This window comes from Microcoleus sp. B3-D2 (assembly GCF_036705345.1).
Taxonomy (GTDB): Bacteria; Cyanobacteriota; Cyanobacteriia; order Cyanobacteriales; family Microcoleaceae; genus Microcoleus.
Map to the genome: position 1 here is coordinate 170157 of NZ_JAUBUG010000002.1, position 21279 is coordinate 191435.

General features: G+C 43.8%; 10 protein-coding genes. 2 read left to right on the forward strand and 8 right to left on the reverse strand.

The features are described 5' to 3' along the window. Positions 1-231 precede the first annotated feature (231 nt). Complete coding sequence (locus QUB14_RS01660; protein WP_333214444.1) at positions 232-1452, forward strand: hybrid sensor histidine kinase/response regulator; 1221 nt, start codon at positions 232-234, stop codon at positions 1450-1452. A gap of 681 nt (positions 1453-2133) precedes the next feature. Beyond that, positions 2134-7155: a PAS domain S-box protein gene (locus tag QUB14_RS01665; RefSeq protein ID WP_333214446.1), complete on the forward strand. Its 5022-nt coding sequence runs from the start codon at positions 2134-2136 to the stop codon at positions 7153-7155. A gap of 525 nt (positions 7156-7680) precedes the next feature. On the opposite strand, the gene QUB14_RS01670 is transcribed toward QUB14_RS01665, so the two are convergent. The 8 genes from QUB14_RS01670 to QUB14_RS01705 form a co-directional block, all read right to left on the reverse strand. Beyond that, entirely contained in the window at positions 7681-9432 is a 1752-nt protein-coding gene (locus QUB14_RS01670; RefSeq protein ID WP_333214448.1) for a diguanylate cyclase domain-containing protein, read from the reverse strand. A 38-nt stretch (positions 9433-9470) separates the two neighbouring features. Further along, positions 9471-9923 (reverse strand): response regulator, encoded by a 453-nt coding sequence (locus QUB14_RS01675; protein ID WP_242718672.1) that lies wholly within the window; start codon positions 9921-9923, stop codon positions 9471-9473. Next, on the reverse strand, positions 9920-10138 hold the full coding sequence (locus QUB14_RS01680; protein WP_333214451.1) for a hypothetical protein: 219 nt from the start codon (positions 10136-10138) through the stop codon (positions 9920-9922). Before QUB14_RS01680 ends, QUB14_RS01675 begins: the two co-directional genes overlap by 4 nt. Positions 10139-10409: 271 nt before the next feature. Further along, on the reverse strand, positions 10410-12317 hold the full coding sequence (locus QUB14_RS01685) for a PAS domain S-box protein (RefSeq protein ID WP_333214453.1): 1908 nt from the start codon (positions 12315-12317) through the stop codon (positions 10410-10412). After that, positions 12318-14261, reverse strand: coding sequence for a response regulator (locus QUB14_RS01690; RefSeq protein WP_333214455.1), 1944 nt, complete (start codon positions 14259-14261; stop codon positions 12318-12320). A 286-nt stretch (positions 14262-14547) separates the two neighbouring features. Further along, positions 14548-17706, reverse strand: a complete 3159-nt coding sequence (locus QUB14_RS01695) for a PAS domain S-box protein (protein ID WP_333214458.1) — start codon at positions 17704-17706, stop codon at positions 14548-14550. Further along, positions 17703-18101 carry a response regulator gene (locus QUB14_RS01700; protein ID WP_333214460.1) on the reverse strand — a complete coding sequence of 133 codons (399 nt, stop codon included), beginning with the start codon at positions 18099-18101 and terminating at the stop codon, positions 17703-17705. Before QUB14_RS01700 ends, QUB14_RS01695 begins: the two co-directional genes overlap by 4 nt. Positions 18102-18161: 60 nt before the next feature. Beyond that, positions 18162-20705, reverse strand: a complete 2544-nt coding sequence (locus QUB14_RS01705; protein WP_333214462.1) for a CBS domain-containing protein — start codon at positions 20703-20705, stop codon at positions 18162-18164. Positions 20706-21279 lie beyond the last annotated feature (574 nt).

Genomic DNA, 21279 nt, shown 5'->3' on the forward strand with positions numbered 1-21279 from the left:
CAACTCAAAATCAGTTAAATCTCGCGCGCTGAGTACCATTCTCAATCAGGGGCTCTCCCCTCCCGCGAAGCGACAACTTAATTTGCTTGGGCGGCCCTGACTCGCAGCGGGCTCCTCAAAAAGTGATTGGAAATAAAAGCATCTATGAAGCAACCGGATTTCTAGAGCTGCAGAAAATCACTTGAATCCGATTTAAACTCACAACCCACAACTAAAAAGTAAAAAAATTGAATGTTTCCCTTGAATATGAACGATAAGAATTCCGAAAGAAGCATCATACTAATTGTCGATGATAACCAAACAAATCTGGACGTACTTTTCGAGTTGTTAAGGAATTACGGGTTTAAAGTATTAGTGGCTCTAGACGGCGAAAGTGCGATCGAGCAAATTGACTACATCCATCCAGACTTGATTCTTTTGGATATCATGATGCCAGGAATTGACGGTTTTGAAACTTGCCAGCGTTTGAAAGCAGACCCGTCAACGCAAGATATTCCCATCATATTCATGAGCGCCCTTTCCGATACGCCTGATAAAGTAAAAGGCTTTCAGACAGGAGCAGTTGACTACATCACTAAGCCTTTCCAGCACGAAGAAGTTTTGAGCCGGATTCAAACCCACTTGACAATCCGCAGCTTGCAAAAAAAACTCGAAGAAAAAAACCTCGAACTTGCCCACCTCAACCAAAACCTGGAAAGACTTGTTGAACAAAAAACCAAGCAATTAATAAACCAGGAAAAAACAGCCATCATCGGACGTTTGACCCAGGGAATGGTTCACAACCTCAAAAGTCCCCTGCAAGTGATCCAGACTAGCGTCGATTTGATTGAAACAAAAGCCACACAAATTCAAGAAGACTCTCTGTTTAATTATACTAAGTATATATTTCAAGCTGTCACAAAAATCAATCAGATCATGGATACTCTGATGATGAAAAGCCGAAACGAGCAAAAGCAAGATTTGCACCCTGTGAATATCAACGATTTAGTGCAGCGAGAAATTCAGCTATTGGAAGGCAACCTGTATTTTAAAAATAAGATTAGGAAAAAATACTTTTATGACGAAGAAATTGCCAGTATTCCCTTAATTTATTCCTATCTTTCTCAAGTATTTTATAATTTAATCAATAATGCAATGGATGCTATGTGGGAAAAGAAAAGCAGAGAAATAACTATCGTGACTCGGCAAGACGAGTCGAACATATACATGGATATTGCAGATACGGGATGCGGCATATCATCTGAAGATTTGCCAAAACTTTTTGACCCTTTTTACACATCCAAGCCGCCTAAAGGCGAGGAAAAAACCGAAGGGGAACCGACAGGAACTGGTCTAGGACTTTATACTTGTATCGAACTTTTAAAACCTTTTAACGGTGAGATTGCTATTAGCAGCAATGTCGGCCAAGGCAGCGTGTTTACAGTTGTGCTGCCCAAACCGCAGAAAAATTGAGCGACTCAACTGAGTTAAATTGTGTCCGGTTAGACACCCGTAATGAAGTTGGTAATTAGGTTTGTAGCAAGGAATACAAGTCTTGGTTCATCGAGCGAGAGAGGACTTGCATTGCTCAATACAACTAGGCGCTAATTGCGGGTCATTAACCGAACACAATCTCAGCTCGTATTTTGTAAATCAACGGTAATTCTCGTAGCTTAGTAGTAATACCATTTTGAAAAAATAATGCCACTTTAGGCAAGCTTTAAATCGCTATTTAAAATCTAAAGTTTCAAAGGCTATCAGCAATGCAAATTCTGATTACTCTGCGCTCTTTTGCCTTTCCCCTTGCTATTCCCCTGCCAAAGGTTGTAAATTAAAATAGAGTTTAGTTGCAATATTGGTAAGACTATGATAATTTTGGGCCACTAGGTTTCGGGTGAGGCGGAAAACTTGCAGCGAACAACTCAATTCTACAAATAAATCTGCGGGGTCTGCAAGCACACAGCGCACTCTCAAGCGTGCGGTTCAAGTTCCCCAATCATCAGCTAGGTAGCTGCATCCGCTGCTGAGATTTTATAATTACTAAAAAATAGCAAAAGGATAGCAGTAAAAAAATGCCACTGTACGCAAGAACCAAACTGCGATAGTCATCAGTCATTCCAAATCTCCAATCTCAAATATAAAATATAAAATGGTATGACATCTGTGTTTGAGTCAACTTTAACGCCTGCTTGTTTGAAAATTCTTTTAGTAGAAGACTGTGCAGAAGATGCAGAACTCATTCAAGAACTGCTGTCTGAGCCCCAACTAGGAAAGTCAATTGATCTGACCAATGTAGTTCGCCTCCGGGAAGCTATAGAAATTTTAAGCGAGAAAATTTTTGATGTAATTTTATTAGATATTTCACTTCCTGACAGCCTAAAATTTAATACTTTTTTCCGACTGCAAGATTGCGGTATAAATACTCCGATCGTCCTTCTGACAGCGGCCGATGACGAAGAACTGGCTGTCGAGTTAATTGCCGCCGGCGCCCAAGATTATTTGGTGAAAAGACAGGTAGACAGCCGGCTGCTGGTGCGGACGCTCAGGTGCGCGATCGCCCGCCAGAAAAGGCAAGCAGAATGGCAAAAAAGTCAAGAAAAATACCAGCAGGTTGTTGGCAATATCAAAGAAGTCGTTTTTGAAACAAATACTGCTGGCAATTGGACTTTTCTCAATCCGGCTTGGACGGAAATTACCGGATTTACCGTTGATGAAAGCTTAGGAACTTCCTGTTTGAGTTACATTCATTCTGAGGATCAATACCACTATTTAAATTTGTTTAGAGATCGGAGACCAAATCAAGAAACACCCTGTTGTTATCAAAGTCGATATGTTACCAAACATGGCGAAATTCGGTGGGTGGAAGTGCAAGAGTTTTTTATTGGGGGCGGGAACGGAAAGGCGCAGGGAACGACAGGAACTATCAACGATATTACAGATAAAATTTTAGCTATTTCAGAACTAGAAGCTAGTAAAAAGTTTTTGAATTATACGATCGATGCAGTGGCAGACCCACTTTTTGTCAAGGATGAACAGCACCGTTGGATACTGTTAAATGATGCTTTTTGCAAGCTGATCGGGAAGCAGCGCGAGGAACTGCTGGGCAAATCGGATTATGACTTTTTCCCAAAACAAGAAGCGGAGATTTTTTGGCATACTGACCAACAAGTGTTTAGGACGGGTAAAGAAAACGAGAGTGAGGAAATATTTACGGACGCCAACGGTGCAAAGCACATTGTGTCTACTAAAAAAACTGTCTTTGAAAATACCGATGGCAGTAAAATTCTCGTGGGGATAATTCGAGATATCACTCAGGATAGGCGCAAACAATTAGCCCAGCAAGAAAGCGAAGCTAGACTGCGGCAACTTACTGCCAATTTGCCCGGAATAATTTATCAATTTCGCCTATCAACCGACGGCCAAAAAAGTTTTCCTTATATTTCTTCGGCTAGCCGCGATTTATATGAATTGGAACCAGAAAATATTCAGCAAAATCCCCAACTACTTTTTAGTTGTATTCATCCAGACGACCGCCAAAAATTTGAAGAATCAATTGCTGTTTCTGCGGCAAATATGCAGCTTTGGTACCAGGAATGGCGCGCGGTTTTCCCGTCGGGAAAAATTAAGTGGTTGCAAGGGGTTTCGAGACCGGAACGAGTTAATTTTCCCACAGAAATAGGGCAGGAAGGCGATATAGTTTGGGAAGGCATGGTGCTGGATATTACTGATTTAAAACAGGCAGAAGCAGCTTTGCGGGAGAGCGAAGCCCGATTTCGCTCGCTCGTTGAGAATATCCCCGGCGCTATCTGCCGCAGCTTGTATGATGCTGATGAGACGATGGTATTTATTAGCGATGAAATTGAGGAAATTAGCGGTTATCCTGCTGAGGATTTTATTGGCAAGAACTGCTGGAGTTTTACTAGCATTATCCATGAGGCAGACAAGGAAATGGTCGATCGACAAATCAGCGCAGCAGTAGAGTCAAAACAGCCGTACAATCTAGAATACCGGATTGTTCGCGCTGACGGGGCGGTGCGGTGGATCTCGGAAAGAGGTAGGCCAACTTACAATCTAGAAGGGCTGGTTTCGTGGCTCGACAGAGCGATTTTTGACATTACCGATCGCAAACAAGCCGAACTGACTCTGTGCCTGGTAACTCAAGCTGTAGACAGCGCTAGTGATGCGATCGCGATCGCAGATTTGGACGGTTATTCCGTTTATCACAATCAAGCATTTATTCAGCGTTACGGCTATACAGTTGAGGAACTCAATAATGCCGGCGGCCCAGCAGTAATGTACCCCAAATCTCAAGAGTTGAGAAAGTTATTTAGGGTGCTGCGGAAAGGTTTTTCCTGGGAAAGTGAAATTCAAATAAAGAGTAAAAATGGCAATATTATAGAAACTTTCTTGCGAGCTAACTGTATTAAAGATAGCGCTAGTCAACCGATAGGAATGATAGCCATAATTGCCGACCTCACAGAAAGAAAACGCACCGAATCGGCATTAAAACTCAGTCAAGAGCGATTGCAGTTGGCGGTTTCAGGCAGCGCTTTGGGGCTGTGGGATTGGAATATACCTACTGGCGAAACTTATTTCGACTTTTATTGGAAATCAATGCTTGGCTATGCAGAAACCGAAATAGAAAATAACCTCAAAGGTTGGGAAAGTTTGCTGCATCCAGAAGACCGAGTGAAGGTAATGGAATGTTTAAATTCCTATTTGGAAGGTGAGACTGATATCTATGAAGTTGAATTTCGGATGCTCAACAAAGCGGGCAATTGGCAGTGGATTCTGGCGATGGGCAAGGTAGTCGAGTACGACGAATGGGGTGCGCCGTTGCGGATAACAGGCACTCATAAAGATATCAGCGCCCGCGTTGCAGCAGAAGCCGAAAAAACGCAGTTAATCGCATCTCTGCAACAACTTGCCGAACAGTTGCAAGCAGCGCAAAAAATAGCCCGCATCGGCAATTGGGAATCCGATAGGGAGACAGGAATTATTACTTGGTCGGAAGAACTGTTTCGAGTTTACGGTCGAGAATTGAATCGGCCGCCCACAATGGAAGAACTTTTAGAGCAAATTCATCCCGATGACAAAGAAAGGTTTACACAAGTTGTGCAAAAGGCAGTGACTGAAGGGACAGCTTACGACATCGACCACCGCATCTATGTTCCATCAGGAGAAATCAGGCACGTTAACGCTAAAGGACAATCTGTTAAAAATGAGTTGGGTCAGGTGGTGAGGCTGTTTGGCACGGCAATGGACATTACCCATCGCAAAAAAGCCGAAACTGCTTTGCAAGAAAGTGAACAGCGATTTCGAGCTGTATTTGAACAAGCCGCGATCGGCATTGTGAAAGTGTGGCAAGACGGTCAATTTTTGAATGCAAATCAAGGCTTTTGCAATATTGTCGGATACTCGGAATTGGAACTGAAAGCGCGAAATGTTGGGGATATTTCTCACCCTGAAGATGTAGCAGCCGATGTCGAGTCGCGCCACAGACTGTTAGCGGGAGAAATTTTTAATTATTCCCTTGAGAAACGCTTTATTCGCAAAGATGGTTCATTTGTTTGGACTAATATGACTGTATCTTTAGTGCGGGATGGGTTTGGGGAACCTAGCTATGTAATTGGTGTGATTGAAGATATTAGCACTCGCAAACTTGCCGAGGCTATCTTGCGCCAGCAATTAAAGCGAGAACGCCTGGTGGTAGGAATGCTGGAACGCATTCGCTCTTCTCTCAATTTAGAAGAAATTTTGACAAAAACTGTTGCTGAAGTACGGCATTTTTTACAAACAGACCGGACAGTTATTTATCAGTTTAATCCCGATTGGAGCGGTTTTGTAAATGTCGAGTCTGTTGGCAAAAATTGGCTGGCTATTCAGGGAATAACTATTAACGATTCCTGCTTTGAAGACAGCTATGCTTCTGCTTACGAACACGGTCGTGCTGTAGCTGTCGATGATATTTACCAAGCTGATCTTTCCGAGTGTTACATTAATTTATTAAGTCAATTTCAGGTGCGAGCTAATTTGGTAGTGCCAGTTTTGCAAGGCGAGAAGTTGTGGGGGCTATTGATTGCTCACGAGTGCGCTGGTCCCCGCCACTGGGTGGAAATTGAGGTCGAGTGTCTCAAACAAATTAGCGTGCAGTTGGCGATCGCGATCCAGCAATCAATGCTGTTTGAGCAAGCACAGAGTGAAATTGCCGATCGCAAACAAGCCGAGTCAGCTTTGCAGGAATCGGAAGCGCGAGAACGTTCAAAAGCGCTAGAGTTAGAAGCAGCTATTAACAAACTCAGAACCACTCAAGCTCAGCTCGTTCAAAATGAAAAAATGGTGAGTTTGGGTCAGTTAGTTGCTGGTGTTGCTCACGAAATTAATAACCCTGTTAGTTTTATTCACTGCAATCTCACTCCGGCTCGCAATTACACTTTAGATTTGCTGGAAGTGATTAAATTTTACCAGCATTACTGTCCTAATCCTCCAGCTCAAGTCTTGGAGAAAATTAATGAAATAGACTTGGATTATATTGCTGAGGATTTCCCGAGATTGTTTAATTCGATGCAAGTAGGAACCGAGCGAATTGTCGAGATCGTGAAATCGCTGCGTAATTTTTCCCGATTGGACGAGTCCGCTGCGAAGTCGGTTAACATTCACGAGGGAATTGACAGCAGTTTGATGATTTTGCAAAATCGGTTAAAATCTCACAGCAGCCATGGAGAAATTCAGATAGTTAAAGATTACCAAGTATTGCCACAAATTGAATGTTTTCCGGGCGAGTTGAATCAGGTATTTATGAATATTTTAATTAATGCGATCGATGCTTTGGAAGAACGAGACAAGCAGCGTCAGATCGAGGAGTGCGATCGACACCCAAGCACGATCGCTATTCGCAGCTATCAGGCGGCTGCAGGCTTCGTAGCGGTATCCATTGCGGATAACGGGCGGGGGATACCGGAGTCAGTGCGATCGAGGCTGTTTGACCCCTTTTTCACGACTAAACCTGTGGGCAAAGGTACGGGTTTGGGATTGTCGATTTCTCACTCGATTATCGTCGATCGCCACGGCGGCAGATTGAGCATTATTTCCACACCGGGAGAGGGAGCGGAGTTTTTGATTGAAATTCCTGTGCGGCCGAATTTAACTGGTACCAACTCAAATTTGGGGCAATAAAGTAGGAATTTGTAATTAGAACGTGGGCAGCGGAAATGAGTAATATCTCACATCTTGCACCATTCTCAATAACAGGCTTTCCGGCCTGTTCCACACAGAGTGAATTTTCTTGTGGAACAGGCCGGAAAGCCTGTTGCTAAACAAGTAATTGAGAAGGGTGCAAAATCTCAGTAATATCAAATACCGTACCATCGGAATTATACCCTGAAAGCGAGCATTATCCTCAATACGGTTCAGTTAACACTGTTAATTCCCCGGAGATCCCCCTAAATCCCCCTTAAGAAGGGGGACTTTGAGCAACTTCTTGTCCCCCCCTTTTTAAGGGGGGCTAGGGGGGATCGGTCTTATCTGAACCGTATTGGCATTATCCTTGCTCCGGGTCACTCGATCGCGTCCCGCTCGCACTGCACTCGGAAAATTATTATTCCGATGCAAAGGTCAACAATATGAGTTAGGAGTTCTGAATTATGAGTAAAAAATTAAACAGGATATTACTAATTATCAATTACCAATGATCTTCAGCTTTTACATAAAAATCGGGGAAGATTCCGAGTTACTGCTGGCGTGACAAATGCGGTTTTTGCCTTCGGTTTTGGCTTGATAAAGGGCGCTGTCAGCGCTGCGAATTAGGGTGTTGGGAGATTCCTCGGCAGAAGGAATCGCTGTCGCAATGCCGCAACTGAGGGTAACGTAGGGCCCGATCGACGATCGCGCGTGGGGCAGTTTCAAGCTGGCGATGCCGTCGCAAATTTTCCGGGCGACAGCGTTTGCCCCTTGGGCGCTGGTGTTGGGCAGCACTAGGCCAAATTCTTCGCCACCGTAGCGGGCGGCCAGATCCCCAGCCCGGTTGGTGGATCTGGCGATCGCCCCGGCAACTTGGCGCAAACAATCGTCCCCGCCGAGGTGCCCATAAAACTCGTTGTAAAGTTTAAAAAAGTCGATGTCCAACATAATTAGAGACAGGGGCAGTTCCTCTCTTGCCAATCTCCGCCACTCTAATCTCAAAACGCGATCGAACTGGCGGCGATTGGCAATGCCAGTCAGTCCGTCAGTAGTTGCCAGTTGCTGCAATTTTTGATTGGCTATTGCTAGCTTGCGGTAAAGTTGAGATTGTTCGATGGCGATCGCCACTTGATTTGCCAAGTGCTGTAAAAAATCTATTTCCCACTGCTGCCATTCCCTGACACCGCTGCAATTGTATGCTGTCAGCATTCCCCACAAACTATTGCCATTTTCTGCGATCGAATCCGGCAAATTTTTATCCTCCGCCTGCGGTTTGCCACTCGCCTGCTGCCAGATATAATTTTCTGCTACATCTTGATTTTTCTCGACTTCCCAAACAGTGGCTTCTTGTGTTTCTTTTGCCATTTCCCAGTCGCCTGATTGCCAAATTGGCACGCTGATAACTGCTGCAATTTCACAATCTGCCAGCAATTCTTTGCAACTGCCCGCTAAGGGGGCAGTGCTGACATCTGCTATTGCTTGTACCGACTTGGATTCGACTAAAACAAAGCATGACACCGCCAAAGCAGCACTAATATTTGGGTTTTCAATATAACCTTCTGGCAAACCGTCACCGGCGACGATCGCACCTTTTTGCTCTTCCCCGTCCAATTGAGACGCCCAATCCTGACAGCGATAAATTAAAACGCGGTCTGTTTGGAGAAATTGACGCACTTCTGCAACGGTACTTTGGAGAATGCTTGCCGGATCAATTGACGATCGAATATGTTCGATCATTTTGCCCAACAGTTGCTGCCGGAGAGCCTGTTGCCGCAATTGTTCTTCGATTTGCTGGCGTTCGATCGCGTAATGGATTGCCCGCACCAGCAGAGTTCTGTGAAATCTTCCCTTTACCAAACAATCTTGAGCGCCCCAGCGCAATACCGACCGGGCCATATTTTCATCGTTGATATCTGTCAGCACCACAATTGGCAATGTGGGCCATCGCCCTTTCAAAACTGCGAGATCCTCGCTTCCCCTCAAGCTGTCTGACCCTGACAAATCTAATAGTACGGCGTCAAACTTGTCTACTTCCAGACGCCCAACTCCTATCTCCAGAGACTTAACAGTTTGGAGAAGAAATAGAGACTCGCTGAATGACCCTAGAAGGTCTTCGATCATTGTCGGATTTCCCAGGTCATCCTCAACCAACAAAATTTTCAGACATTGGTTACGTGTTAACACAACTATAGCGTTTGGAGCGGGTCTAAGGCAACTTTTTTGTTTTGAGAGCGATACTTGCGATCGACCAATATTTCTGCTTATCAAATTCACTATACCCTCAAACTATGGATTTAACCCTCCATTAAAGTTTACATATCCGGCGGGAGTGAAACGATTTCAAACCAATACTCGCATAAAGTCTTCATTACTTCAAGCAATCCTTCAAAAGTGACTGGTTTGGATATGAAAGAATTGGCTCCCAAGCGGTAGCAAAGCAAGATATCTCCTCTGCGGTGGGAAGTTGTGAGCATTACAACCGGAATGTGTTGCAAATGGGGGTCAGATCTGATCGAAGTTAGTGTTTCGCGCCCGTCCAGCCTCGGCATATTCAGATCCAAAAGTATCAAGTCTGGCTGATGCCAATTGCTGCTAGCAAAATATTGACCGCGACGGTACAAGTAGTCTAGCACTTGTTCTCCATTTTCCACAAATTCGCTCGTAATTGCTAATCGAACTTCTCGCAGTGCTTCTTCCATCAAAAAGCGCGTATCCTCGTCATCGTTTGCTATTAAAAGAGTAAATTTTTTCTTTTTATAATTCACGGCTTTGCCTCACTACGAACGTCTTTTGTGAGGTTGCGGGACTTTGAGCGGTGTCTGAGTACCTGCAAAGCATCTCTTGCCCTCATCCGGTAAATCTGGCTGAGAACACTGAAATTGTGTTGCAGCAATTTACCGTTTTTCTCAATTTGCAAAGGTTTGCGAATAATGCTTGTTTCACTTGGCAGTCTGTCCGAGAAGCGGCCAACTGCAAACACATCACAAATCCTTGTCCGCCAACTACGAGGGAAACTACTGCATCCCAAAGCAAGATGCTCTGGATACAGTTGAAAAAAATTAACAAGTCTTGCGCGCACCGCTGATTTATAAGTTGTAGAAGGAGAGAGCTAATAGATATATATTGATAGATTTTTAGCTCGATGTCATCAGTGAATATGCTACACGTTATCAGCATTTTTGTAAAGAAAACATAAAGATATTTAAAGCTTAAGTAAAGGACGGGTGACTGCTTCAGGCGGACTGCTGACTTCACTTGGTTAGAGGAATAGAAAAATAAAAAGTCGAGCCTTGATTGGGTTCTGATTCAACCCAAAGGCTGCCGCCGTGCCGATCGACAATTCTTTGACAAATCGCTAAACCGATACCAGTTCCCGAATACTGTTTTTGGGTGTGCAAGCGCTGAAAAATCTGAAAAATTCGCGGATGGTACTGTGAGGCAATCCCAATACCATTATCCTGCACTGAAAACACCCAGCTATCCCCCTGACGCGAAGCGTCCACATACACCACCGGCGCCTCACTGCTGCGGTACTTAATGGCGTTACCAATTAAATTTTGAAACAGTTGCAGCAGTTGAAAACAGTCACCTTTTACCCTGGGCAAATTCCCCCTAGTAACTGAAGCTTGATTCTCGCGGATGGCCAAATGCAAATTAGCACAAGCATCCTCAAAAACCTGATTGCAATCTATCATCTCAAAAGGTTTCTGACTGCGACCGACCCGCGAATACTCCAGCAAGTCATCAATCAGCGCCTGCATCCGCTCGCAAGAATTAACAATATTGCGGATAAATTTATTGCCTTGGGCATCAAGTTGGTTGGGAAAGCGTTTTTCTAATAGTTGAGCGTAACCGGCAATCGTGCTCAAAGGCGCTTGCAAATCGTGAGAAGCCACGTAAGCAAACTGTTCTAGTTCGGCATTAGAACGAGTTAATTCTTGAGCGTAGCGGGTTTGAGTGTCTAAACTCGCTTGCAGGAGTTCTTGTACCAGCTTGCGTTCGGAAATATCCTGGATCGCACAAATCAAATACTGCAGCGTCCCTTTGACATCGCGCATTGCCGAAACAGTAACATTGACCCAGCGCACAGCTTCATCTTTGCATAGCAACCGCTTTTCCACAGAAAAAGTTTGAATCTTCCCGGATAACAGCGATCGCAGGTATTCTCTGTCCGCTTCTCTATCATCTGGGTGAGTAATTGCCTCCCAATTTTGCTGTAACAATTCGGATTGTGCATAGCGGACAATTTGACAAAAGCCGGGATTTACCCGTATAAATTTACCGCAAAGCGCGGTTTTAGCTATGCCGACCGCAGCTTGCTCGAATATCGCGCGGAAGCGTTCTTCGCTGTCTCGTAGGGCAATTTCTGCTCGTTTGCGATCGGTAATGTTACGAAATGTTACTGCCAGACCATCGTTTAATTTCACAGCCACAATGTGCAGCCAAACAATAGTATCTCGCTCCTGTTCGTAATAAAATTCTTGGTCTACAGTTTCTCCTGTTTCTACTACAGAAACATACAAATCAAATAACCCGTTATTGCTAAATTTGGAAACTTTGGCTAACAAATTCTTACCAACTATGTCATTTAATAGCAGACCATAAAATTTTTCAGCGGCTGGGTTGATCAAGAGCCACTGGAAATCTACAATATTTCCCTCACTGTTGCGGACAGCAGAATAAGCCACCACACAGTCTAAGGAACTATTTAATATGCTAGAAAGCAGCGATTGCGACTGTTGCAGTTGATAATTTTGTTCTTTTAATTGCTGTTGAAGTTTTTGCAAGCGGACTTGCTTGTCGATGCGCGCTAAAACTTCTTCTACTTGAAATGGTTTAGTAATATAGTCAGCGCCTCCTACTCGAAAAGCTTGTAACTTATCGTTCATTTCATCTAATACACTTAAAAATATCACCGGAATTTGTTCGGTTTCCGGTGTCGCTTTCAGTCTCCGACAAACTTCATAACCGTTCATTTCCGGCATTCTAATATCGAGCAAAATTAAATCGGGGCAATAGGCGATCGCAACATTCAACGCCAGTTGACCGCAAATAGCTCGGTAAACTTGATATCCCTGGGATGTTAGCAGTTTGGATAAGAACCGCAGATTGCTCGGTTGGTCATCAACCACCAATACTTTAATTTCGCTATTATCCATTTATTTTAAACTCGATTGAGTTAAATCCATGATCTTGTCGAGTCTGTAATCGGCAAGCAAATCTTTTAAAGCGTCAGCTAAAGTTGGATGACTTTCCCAGATGCGATCGACAAGTTGAATCGCCAGCTCTTCATTAACATCATTAGCTGCATCGTAGAGTTCCTGCACCCAGCTTTGAGGCATCTGAGCCAGCAGCCCTCCGAAAAATGAATCCGGTTTTTCGCTCACACAATAACGCCGTAAAGCCCCGGCTGGGAGGCGGGGCAACTCTTGATAAAGATAGCGCGCTCCCAAGTAGCAAGCCATCTTATCAAACAGGATTTGTTCTTGAAAAGGTTTCCGCACAAAATCGTCGCAACCTGCGGCGATAATGTCGCCTTTTTTTTCCTCAAAAGTGCTAGCAGTCAGAGCAATAATTACAGTTCGCCATTGAGTTTGTTTCTCTTTACCTCTAATTTGACGGACAGCTTCAAAACCGTCCATTACCGGCATTCGCGTATCCAGCCAAATTAAATGAGGCTGCCAACTTTCCCAAAGTTCAACCGCTTGGTAGCCATTTTCTGCTTCTCGGACTTCAAAACCAATTGGTTGCAACATTTTAACCAGCAGCCGCCGATTTTCTTGATTGTCGTCAACAGCTAAAATCCGATAAACCGGTTGATTTGCTTCTAGTCCAATCACCCGCTGCAATGTCGCCACTGTTATTTCAGACGAAATAGCCGCAGATACTCGGATATTAAATTTAAAACTTGTTCCCTCACCTAAAACACTTTTTACCCAAATATCCCCGCCCATAATCTGCACGTATTTTTTAGTAATTGTCAAACCCAGCCCCGTACCATCAGCCGCTTTTCTCCCCGCTTGTGTTTGCACGAAAGCATCAAATAAAGTATCAATTTCTGCTGTTGCTATGCCAATTCCCGTGTCTTCAACTTCAAACAAAATTAACAAGGGTTCGACTGAGGTAGAGTTAGGATGACTTTCCGGCTCTGCCGGCTGCTGCGGCTGGTTGCTTTCAACGCTCACGCGCAGCCAAATACGACCCCCGTCGTGAGTAAATTTCATGGCATTTCCCAGCAGGTTAATTAAGCAGACGCGCAGCTTTTTTTCGTCAGCTTTTATATATTGGGGAACATTTGCCTGAACGGAAAATCTCAGTTGCATTTTTTTTGTTTCAGCTTTGATTTGAAACATTTCTTCGAGAGTGTCGAGGAGTTGATAAAGGTCAAAGCTGCGTTCATCTAAGCTAATTATCCCTGCTTCTATTTTCGACAAGTCTAAAACATCGTTAATTAGTTCCAGCAAATGTTGACCGCTGCGGTTAATAATTCGGAGATTTTCGAGATTTTCGTGGCTGAGCAAAGAGTCGCGGCTCATGACTTGGGTAAAACCCAGGATGGCGTTCAGGGGCGTCCGCAATTCGTGGCTCATGTTGGCAACGAATTGACTTTTTGCGAGCGATGCAGCGGCCGCTGCTTCTTCGGCCTTTTTGCGTTCTATTATTTCTTCTTGCAGTTCTTTATTGCGATCGAGCAATTGTTTTTTCAGTCTTTGGATAGTCAGTTGGTGTTCGATTCGCGCTAAAACTTCTGCTACATGAAACGGTTTTGTGACATAATCTACCCCTCCAACTTGAAAGGCGCTTACTTTGTCCAATACTTCATCTAAAGCGCTGATAAAAATAACAGGAATTTCTGATGTCTTCGGATCGGCCTTGAGCTGCGTGCAGACTTCGTAGCCGTCCATTTCCGGCATTTTGATGTCAAGCAAAATCAAATCGGGAGAACCAGAGCGCGCGGCTCTGATGGCCATTTTACCGTTAATTACGCCGCGGACTTTGTAGCCCCGATCGGACAGCGTTGCTGATAAAACTTGCAAATTTTCTGGAGTATCGTCAACAATTAATATGTTGCCTTGATTTTCTTCTATGGGATTTGTGCTCATCGATTGCTATTTTTTGTTAATTTAATACTTGTTGATTTTAGGAAAACTGGTTAAATACTCATTATAGCACTCCCTCTTCAAGGAACTGTTTTGATATTTACAGAACTTACCGTAGCTGAGATTTGAGATTTGAGATTAAAGAATTGGGAATGACTGATGATTACCAGGGTGTGGAGCTTGGCTACAAGTAAATTACCCGATCGCCTGCAGGCGAGTTTACAAATAGGGGAGCGACCTAAACCATCAATAATCCTGAGCCTGCCCCTATCCCTTCTTCTGTCATCCTTCAACAATTTCTAAACTCCTCAATCAAATCGATAATCCGATCGCATCGGAAGTTATTTGCCAAATCGGCGATCGCGCTGCGGAAACTAGCATTAATAGAAGGAATCGACAACAACAGCCGAAAAATCTCCTCGTTATCAACTGCATCCGCCGCAGAATACAATTCATCAATCCATTCAGCAGGCATAGCTTCCAAAAATGAAGTATTGAGCGTAAAAGCCAAATCAGCCGTTTCAGTTGCCATAGAAACCTCGGCGGACACCGCAGCATCAGAACTTAGCGAAGCTTCTCGATCGTAAACATAGCGGACTCCCAGATGCTTAGCCATCTTTTCCAGAATCACTTGCTCCCGAAAAGGCTTCGCTACAAAATCATTGCAACCAGCAGACAAAATCAGCGATCGCTCCTCATCAAAAGCACTTGCAGTCAGAGCAATAATCACCGTTGCTTGACCTTTCAAATGCGCTTTAATCTGTTTAGTAGCTTCGTAACCGTCCATCACCGGCATCCGCATATCCATCCAAATCAAATGAGGTTCCCAACTCGACCACATTTCCACAGCTTGAACGCCATTTTCAGCTTCCTGCACCGCAAAGCCGAGCGATGTCAGCATTCTGACCAACAGCAAGCGGCTTTCCAGGCGATCGTCAACAGCTAAAATCCGGTATTCTGGCTGCCCGGGTTCAATACCCACCACTCGGCGAGCTGTTTGAGCCACCTGAATTTCCATTTCATTAGGGAGTGAAACTTTAACATCAAATTTAAAAATGCTGCCGCGACCGAGGGTGCTTGTTACCGTCATCTTCCCTCCCATTAACTGAACGAACTGTTTGCTGATTGGCAAGCCCAAACCGCTTCCTTCTTGAGCTTTTTTCCCGCTTTCTGTTTGCGCGAAAGGTTTAAACAAATTGTCCATTTCTTCTGCAGAAATTCCTGAACCCGTGTCTTGCACTTCAAAGAGCAAACAGCAATTCTCTCTTGGCGAAATATCGGAATATTTTTTATTTTTTAGCAGCTCATGTTTAATTCTCAAATTAACACCACCTTCCGCAGTAAATTTAATAGCATTTCCCACGACATTTATTAATACTTGTCGCAACTTGCTTTCGTCAGTTTCTATATATTGAGGTAGGTCGGGTCGGAAATCAAAAATTAACTGCAAGCCTTTTTTTTCGGCTTGCAGTTTCAGCATATTTTCAGTATTTTTTAGCATTTTGTGCAAGTCGAAGGTGCTGTTATTAAGTGTCACCAGCCCGACTTCAATTTTTGACATTTGTAGAATATTGTTGATCAGAACGAGCAAATGCTCCCCGCTCTGGCTAATAATTCCTAAGTATTGCTGTTGGTCGGCACCGAGGTTTGGGTCGCGGGCCAGCAGTTGGCTGAAACCGAGAATTGCGTTGAGGGGAGTCCGCAATTCGTGGCTCATATTCGAGAGAAATTCGCTTTTTGCCCTGTTGGCTCTGTCGGCTTCTTCTTTGGCTTTTTGCAGGACTATTTCAGCTTGTTTGCGTTCGGTAATATCGCTAGCAGTGCCTGTAGTGCCGATGATGTTTCCTTCAGCGTCCATGCGCGCGATCGCCTTGGTATTTACATCAATCTTTCGACCGTCTTTTCCTAATACTATATTTTCGTACTGAAACACATTTTTTCCCGTCAGCAAGCGCTGCTGAAGTTCCCATTTCCAGTCTATTTCTCCGGGAGCCAAGAAATCGCTAAAAGAACAGCCGAGCATTTCTTCCGGCTCGTAACCGTATATTTGTTTAACTGCTTGGTTCACAAAAGTAATGTGTCCTTGAGCATTGCAAGACCAGATAATATCTTGGGAAGTTTCAACTAAATGACGGTATTTTTCTTCGCTCTCTGCTAGGGCTATTTCTGCCAGCTTGCGTGGAGTAATGTCCATCAAAGTTGTGAATAGTTTTGTCACTTGCCCTTGGTGGTTGACAACTACTTCTCCTCTGGCTTCGATGTAGCGGATGAAGCCGGCTTCACTTATTTGTGATGGGCTATTATCTGCAGCAATTTTTGGTTCCGGGCGGAGAATTCGATATTCCAAACTGTAAGATTGCCCGCTAGCAATAGCAGTGTCGATCGTTGTTTGCCACTTTTGTCGATCGTCCGGGTGCACGTATTGCGAAAACTCAGTTAGTGTTGGCGCAGGCTGGGTTGGATCGAACCCAAAAATCCGAGATAACTCTTCCGACCAAGTAGTTGTGTTGGCAGAGAAATCGCATTCCCAATTACCGACACGGGCGATTCTTTGCGCTGCTGCTAAAGAAGCCGCTACAGCTCGGAGTTTTTCTTCGGCTAATTTGCGATCGCTAATATCTTGAATCACTGAAATCACGCAGGTTTCGCCATGAATGTCAATGATTTCTGCTGACAGCAGCCCGGTTCTGAGTTCCCCTGTTTTAGTGCGAAAATCAAATTCGTAGTTGAGAATAATTTGTTTTTCATCTAACATTTTAAACAACTCGGCGTGGGCTTGTATATTTTCCCAAAGATTCAAATCAAGCGCCGTGCGATCGAGGATTTCTTCGGCTGAATAACCGATGGTCTGGCAAAAAGCCTCATTAATTTCTAAATAACGACCGTCATTAAGTCTGGTAATAGTAATCGGGTTGGGAGAAGAACGAAAAGCTTTAGCAAACTTTTCCTCAGACAAGCGCAGTTGTGCAGTCCGCTCCTCGACTAAAGTTTCCAATTCTTGATTCAGCTTTTGGAGTTGAGAATTTTGTTCCGCTAATTGCTTCTCCCTAAAATAGCTGTTAATCGCTTCTTTTACCGTCAACTTCAAATCTTCTGACTGCCAAGGTTTCGATATGTATCGGTACAATTTAGCATATTTAATAGTATTCGCTACTGCTTCTAGGTCTGCTTGCCCCGTCAGCATAATTTTGATAGTTTTTGGCAAAATTCTGTGAATCTGCTTCAGCAATTCGTCCCCTTTGATATTCGGCATCAGATAGTCGGAAATCACTGCTACGATTTCGCTGCCCTCAGCCAGTAATTCCTCTATTAACTCTAAAGCATCTTCGCCGCCTTCAGCGGTTTCTAATAAGTGTTCTTCCCCCAGGGTTTTTTTTAACTCAATTTTCAAACTTTCAAGAATTATCGGTTCGTCATCCACGCAAATAATCACAGGTTTATTGTTCATATTTTTGTCAAACCCGATTTTATAGTTTCTACTAATTCTTGGCGCTCCCACGGCTTGTACAAACAACGGTGCAAGTTTGCTTGCTCCTTCACCCGTGCTATTGCTACTTCGTCGGCTTGCCCGGTCAGCATGACTTTCACAATTTTGGGATATTTTTGGTGAACCATAATCAAAAAATCATCTCCTTTAATACCTGGCATTAACCAGTCAGATACTATGACCAAAATATCACTTTCATCTTCTTTTTGAATTTCCTCGATAATTTCCAGAGCTTCCTCTGCATTTTCTGCTACTTCATAGAGGTAAGCATCACCAAATTCTTTTTTCAGTTGAATTTTTAAACTATTTAACACTACAACTTCATCGTCAACGCACAAAATTACTGGTTTAGGCATAAAACTTTACTTCTATTAAACTTTAAACTTTGGGGTATTTCCCTCTTTTTTTAATTGCTATCAAAGGATTTCGATGGGCAAGGATATAGTAAATTTTGTTTGACCAGGCACGCTTTCTACTTGCAGTTCACCTTGGTGTTTTTCCAGAATTTTTTTAACTATATCTAATCCCAAACCACTGCCTTCCCCTGGAGGTTTAGTTGTGAAAAACGGCTCAAAAATTCTCGGCATAATCTCTGGGGGAATGCCTGGACCACTGTCGGTAATACTGACTGATATTGCGTTCGCTTGGTGTTTGACATCAATTTTTAACACTCCTTTGTTGCCCATCGCTTGTAAAGCATTGTGAACCAAATTTGTCCAAACTTGATTGAGTTCATCAGGATAGCATAGCACAGAGGGCAAATTAGTACCATAGTTTCTGACTACTTCCACACCGTGTTTGATTTGGTAGTGGTAAAGCGTTAAAACAGTATCAATACCCTCGGTAATATTAGCGATTACTTTAGAACCCGACTGGTCGTAACGAGAGTAGCTTTTCAAAGCAAAAACGATTTTTGCTGCCCTATCCGTAGCCGTAGCAATATTTTTAGTGCTTTTTTGTACCGTAGCAAATTGGTAGGCAGTTTGTACAATATTTCGACTTTGGCTGTCTTTCAACAAAGGCAAAAAACGTTCTACATTATTGCCGATGCCGATATCTAATAAAGTACAGGCAAGACTGGCGGCGTCGTCAATTTTTTCTGATTCTAATTGCCCCTGCAAAAGTTTTTTTAACTGACGTTTTTCTTTACTAGATAATGTATCTGTTTCTTGGCTGGAGTTGTGTAGCAAAGCAAAGAAATCCTCCCGCCGTTCCGGGGATAGTTCTTGAAAAAATATCGGCAACTGCTGCAATTGTTCGGTCAAGAAGTCGGCGATGTTCTGCACCGAAGAGCGAATCGCCCCTAAAGGAGAATTGATTTCATGAGCAACTCCAGCAATTAACTGTCCGAGGGCTGCCATTTTTTCTGATTGAATGAGTTCTTTTTGAGTCCGCTTCAATTCTTCTAAGGTATGAGATAACTCTGCATTTTTTTGGCACAGCGCTGACTCGGCTATTTTGCGGGCGTTGATGTTGCGGGCAACCCAAATCACTGCATCTTTTGAGAAGAGAGAAATGCAGGCGGAAAACCAAATTTCGCGGTCACAAACTGTTAAGCTGTAGTCAAAATTGAGAGTTTGTTGTGTTTCTAACACTTGCTGAACTAACACCCACCAATCATCCGGGTTGTCGTCGTCAAAAAAATGTTCTATGGTCAAGCTGACTATATCACAATCAGGCTCAGAAGCCGCTGCCACATTCGTTGGCAAAACTTCTATGTTCCGCTGACTGTCTAGCACGAGAACGATGTCGGTCATCGCTTCAAAAACGGCGCGGACTTTCCTTTCAGAAAAGTGCAATTTTTCTTCGAGCAATTTTCTACCGCTAATTTGTTGCTGCAATTCTTCGTTACTGGCTGCTAGTTGAACCGTGCGGTCTAGAACTCGCTGTTCGAGTTCCGTGTTGAGGCGGCGAACTTCAGCTTCAGCGGTGGTGCGGTCTTCTATTTCCTTTTTTAACTGACTGTTGGCATTAATTAATTCTAAAGTTCGCTGTTTGATTTGTTCTTCCAAATTCTCATTTAAGATTCGCAATTTTTCTTCGACTTCTGTTCTCCGCAACGCTTCTTTTTGCAATTCTTCGTTCATTTTGTTCAACTCCTGAATTTTGTCGGCAACTGTTTCCTGCAAAAGCTCGACATTTGCGTGTATTTCTACCGGATCTAAGGCCTGCAGCAGGCTAATTTCAGTCACAATTCCGGCTAAATATCCTTCCTCGTCCACCACCACCAAGCGCCGGATGCCGTGCTGCTGCATTAACTGGTGAGCCTGCCACAAGGTGGCTTTTACCTGCAACGGTATCAGCGGAAAACTCATCGCGGCAGTGACGGGAGTACGTGCGAAATCTAGTCCAGAAGCTTGGAATTTAACAATGTCGCGTTCTGTAATTATGCCCACAGGTTTTTGATTTTTGTTGTCGCTGTCAGTGCAAATGACTATGCAGCTTTTCCGCTGGGTTCTCATCTGTTTTGCGACTTCTAAAACTGAGGCGCTGCTTGAAGTAACTATTAATTGTGCAGTCATAATTTCTTCGGCGCGCCACATTTTCAGCAAGTCTGCCGGCTTGAGGATTTGACGGATGCTTTCGGAGGTGATAGCGCCTAGCAAGTTGCCACCTTCGTCTGTGAGGGGCAAATGACGGATTCTTTTCGATCGCAATATGCTCAATACCTTGAAGATATTCCCCGCTTTATCGAGGGAAATGGCGATCGGGTTTTCAGTCATTACCTCAGAAATTGCCACCCCTGCTAGCGGTATTTCGCTAGCAGTTATTTTCACCACATCGCCCTCTGTAAAAATTCCAAGCAATTGCTGCTCAAACGCGATTAAAATGCAACTGGCACTCGCCTCAGTCATGGCAGCAATTGCGACTTTCAAGGGTGTGTCTGGAGGCAGCACCGGGGGTTTGGGGTCGATCGCCTGTTCTAGCAAGCTTTGGGTATCAGAAGCTGTTGTTGACATGGGCAAATCAAGGGGGATAGATGCAGGCGGAACCGGCACTTAATACCATTTTAGATTTCCGATTTTACAGTCGCGGTACGCTCACCGCAATCCTGGTTTGACATCGGTCTAGAGTTGCATTTTTAGTCGCGTATTGGTAGGATTTTTAGTACGATCACGCTAAACGGCGATCGGAATTGACACAATACACGTCCTTTGACAGGTAACTGATGTTACTTCTATTTTACCCAAATGTTTTTCCACACTTTTTTTAACAATCTCCAGTCCCAACCCGCTGCCTTCGTCGGCGGGTTTTGTGATAAAGAACTGCTCAAATATTCGTGACCAAATTCCCCGATAATTCAGTTGCCACTGACGAGCAGGCTCTGATTTTCTGCTCTCACTTCTACTTTTCCAACTCGGCAATTCTCTATAAATTGTAAAGCATTGTGCATCAGATTTTTTATCCAAACTTGTTTTAGTTTGTCTGGCTCAGACAACAATTTAGGCAGTCGAGCTTGATAATTTATGACAACTTCTACTCTGTGTTTTAGTTCTTTTAATCAAAAATTAATAGATTTTTAATGGGTCAGTA